We start from the raw sequence: 3,362 nt of genomic DNA, 5'->3' as shown, positions 1-3,362 counted from the left end.
TCCTGCACCTGCTGGATGGAGAGTCCGTAGCGGGCCGCCTCTTCCCGGCGCGGGATGATGTCCACGTAGTAGCCGCCGGTGGTGCGCTCGGCGAAGACGCTGCGCGTGCCGGGGACATCCTTGAGCGCTGTTTCCAACTGCTGGCCGATCTTCTCGATCTGCTGCAGATCGGGGCCGAAGACCTTGATGCCGACGGGGGTGCGGATGCCGGTGGTGAGCATGTCAATGCGCGCCTTGATGGGCATGGTCCAGGCGTTGGTGACGCCGGGCAGGCGCAGGCGCTGGTCGAGCTCGTCGGTCAGCTCGTCCCAGGTGATGCGCCGCTCCTCGGGCCAGATGTGGCGCAGGCCGCGCTTGAGGAACTCCGGCGCCCGGCGTGAGTGCCAGCGGTCGCGGTGCACGGTGCGCCACTGCGCCGGCGGCTTGAGCAGCACCGTCGTCTCCATCATGTCCAGCGGCGCGGGGTCGGTCGAGGTCTGCGCCTTGCCGACCTTGCCGAAGACGCGTTCGACCTCGGGGAACTCCTTGATCAGCCGGTCCTGCACCTGGAGCAAACGGCCCGCCTCGGTGACCGAGACCCCGGGCAGGGTGGTCGGCATATAGAGGATGTCGCCCTCGTTGAGGGGGGGCATGAACTCGGAGCCGAGCTTGAAGAAAATGGGGACGCTGGAGACCACCGCCAGCACCGCCAGGCCGATGCTCAGCAGGCGGCGCCGCATGAGGGCGCTCACCCACGGGTAGTAGATGCGCTGCAGTCGCCAGCTCACCGGGTGCTCGTGCTCGGGGCGGATCTTGCCGCGGATGAGCAGCACCATCAGCGCCGGCGCCAGGGTGATGGACAGCAGCGAGGCGAAGGCCATGGAGAAGGTCTTGGTAAAGGCCAGGGGCTTGAACAGCCGCCCCTCCTGCGCCTCCAGGGTGAACACCGGCAGGAACGACACGGTGATCACCACCAGCGAGAAGAACAACGGCTTGCCGACCTCCTTGGCGGCGCGGATGATGACCTCCAAGCGCGGCTGCGCGGGGTCCGCCTGCTCCAGCCGCTTGTGGGCGTTCTCGATCAACACCACCGCCGCGTCCACCATCGCGCCGATGGCGATGGCGATGCCCCCCAGCGACATGATGTTGGAGGACAGGCCCATGCGCTGCATGGGGATGAATGCCAGCACCACCGCGATGGGCAGGATCACGATCGCGATCAGCGCGCTGCGAAAGTGCAGCAGGAAGACGATGATGACCAGCGAGACGATGAGCGACTCCTCGATCAGGGTGCGGCGCAAGGTGGCGATGGAGCGCCCGATGAGGGCGGAGCGGTCATAAGTAGGGACGACCTCGACCCCCTGCGGCAGGCCGGGCTTGATCTCCGCCAGCTTGGCCTTGACGCGGCGAATGACGTTGAGCGCGTTCTCCCCGTAGCGCATGACGACGATGCCGCCGACGACTTCCCCCCGCCCGTCGAGCTCGCTCAGCCCGCGCCGCATCTCCGGCCCCAGGTGAACGTTGGCGACATCGCCCAGCAAAAGCGGCGTGCCGTCGCCGCGCCGCCCCACCACCGCCTGCTCCAACTCGGCGGTCGAGGTGATGTAGCCCCGCCCGCGCACCACGTACTCCTTGCCCGTCATCTCCAGGCTGCGCCCGCCGACGTCGTTGTTGCCCGCACGAATGGCGGCCACCACCTGCGACACCGGCAGGTTGTAGGCCAGCAGCTTGCCGGGGTCGAGGTCCACCTGGTATTGCTTCTCGAAACCGCCGACGCTGGCGACCTCCGCCACCCCAGGCACGCTCGCCAGCCAGTAGCGCAACTGCCAGTCCTGGAACGCCCGCAGCTCCGCCAGGTCGTGCTGGCCCGATTTGTCCACCAGCGCGTATTGATAGATCCAGCCGACGCCGGTCGCGTCCGGCCCCAGCTGCGGAGTGACTCCGGGCGGGAACTTGCCCTGGAGCTGGCTCAGGTACTCCAGCACCCGGCTGCGCGCCCAATAGACATCGGTGCCGTCGCGGAAGATGACATAGACGAACGACATGCCGAACATGGAGTAGCCGCGCACGACCTTGGCCCTGGGCGCCGACAGCATCGCCGACACGATGGGATAGGTCACCTGGTCCTCCACCAGGTTGGGGCTGCGCCCCATCCACTCGGTGAAGATGATGACCTGGGTGTCGGTGAGGTCGGGGATGGCGTCGAGGGGCACCTGCCTGGTCGCCCAGATGCCTCCCACCAGCATGAACACCACGAGCAGGTAGATGATGAACTGGTTGCGGGCGCTGAACTCGATTATCTTTTCGATCACAGTGTTTACTCGCTGCACCTGCGCGCGCGGCGCCGGCTCGTCAACTCCTCTCCCTTTGAGGGAGAGGGATCGGACGGCGATCCAGTGGCCGCGTCACATCCCCGGCATGGGGAGCATGCCCTTGTCACTCGACTTGTCGGTGGGAGGTTCACCCGCCGGCTGTTTGGCCGAGGGCCCCGGCGACGATTCCCCAGGTTGAGGCGCGGACGCGCCTCCCATCCCGGACAGCGCCGACTTGAGGCGGCTCTCGGAGTCAATCAGGAAGTTGCCGCTGGTCACCACCAGGTCGCCCGCGGCGAGGCCGCTCAGGATCTCGCGGCGGCCGTCGGCGCGCCGTCCCGGGGTCACTTGGCGCGGCTCGAAGTGCCCGTCGCCGCGGTCGAGAAAGACGATCTGGCGGGTGCCGGAATCGAGGATCGCCTCCTCCGGCACCGTCAGCTGCATGCCCAGCGGCCTCTCGATGGCGACGTTGGCGTACATACCGGGTTTGAGCAGCAGCCCCGGGTTGCGGAACCGCAGCCGCGCGCGCAGGGTGCGCGTCTGGGGGTCAACCGCGGGATAGACATAGTCTATGGCCCCGGTCCAGCGCTGGTTGGGATAAGCGTTGACCGTGAGTTGGGCCTGGTCGCCGACGCGCACCAGCTCCGCGTCCTCCTCGTAGAACTCGGCCTGCACCCACACCTGGTCCAAGTTGGCGACCACCATCAGTTCGGTCGTGGACCCCACCTTCTGCCCCTCCAGCACGTACTTGTCCATCACGAAGCCGCTGGTCGGGGCGTAGAGGGTGATGGTCTTGATGGGGTGCCCGGTGCGCTCGATGCGGCGGATCTCGCTCTCCGGGATGTCCCACAGCTCGAGGCGCCGCCGCGTCGCCGCCAGCAGGCTGTCGCCATTGGCCGCGACCTCGGCGAACGAGCTGCGCTGCAGGCGTTTCTGCGCCCGCAGCGCCAGCAGGTACTCCTCCTGGGTCGCCACCAGCTCCGGGCTGTAGATGGACAGCAGCGGCTGCCCCTTGCGCACCTGGGCGCCGGTGAAGTTGACGTGGAGCTTCTCCACCCAGCCGCCGACCTT

Annotated in this window: 2 protein-coding genes; both read right to left on the bottom strand. The window is 67.6% G+C overall.

Annotated features, from left to right (window positions below):
• Positions 1–2,291: CusA/CzcA family heavy metal efflux RND transporter (locus VM221_00805; protein HUT73357.1), on the bottom strand; the 2,291-nt coding region annotated here is incomplete at its 3' end.
• 93 nt (positions 2,292–2,384) lie between these two features.
• Positions 2,385–3,362: efflux RND transporter periplasmic adaptor subunit (locus tag VM221_00800; GenBank protein HUT73356.1), on the bottom strand; the 978-nt coding region annotated here is incomplete at its 5' end.

It is taken from the genome of Armatimonadota bacterium, from assembly GCA_035527535.1.
Classification (GTDB): Bacteria; Armatimonadota; Hebobacteria.
Note: the sequence above shows the minus strand (reverse complement) of the source record. Positions and strands in the feature narration are given on the sequence as shown.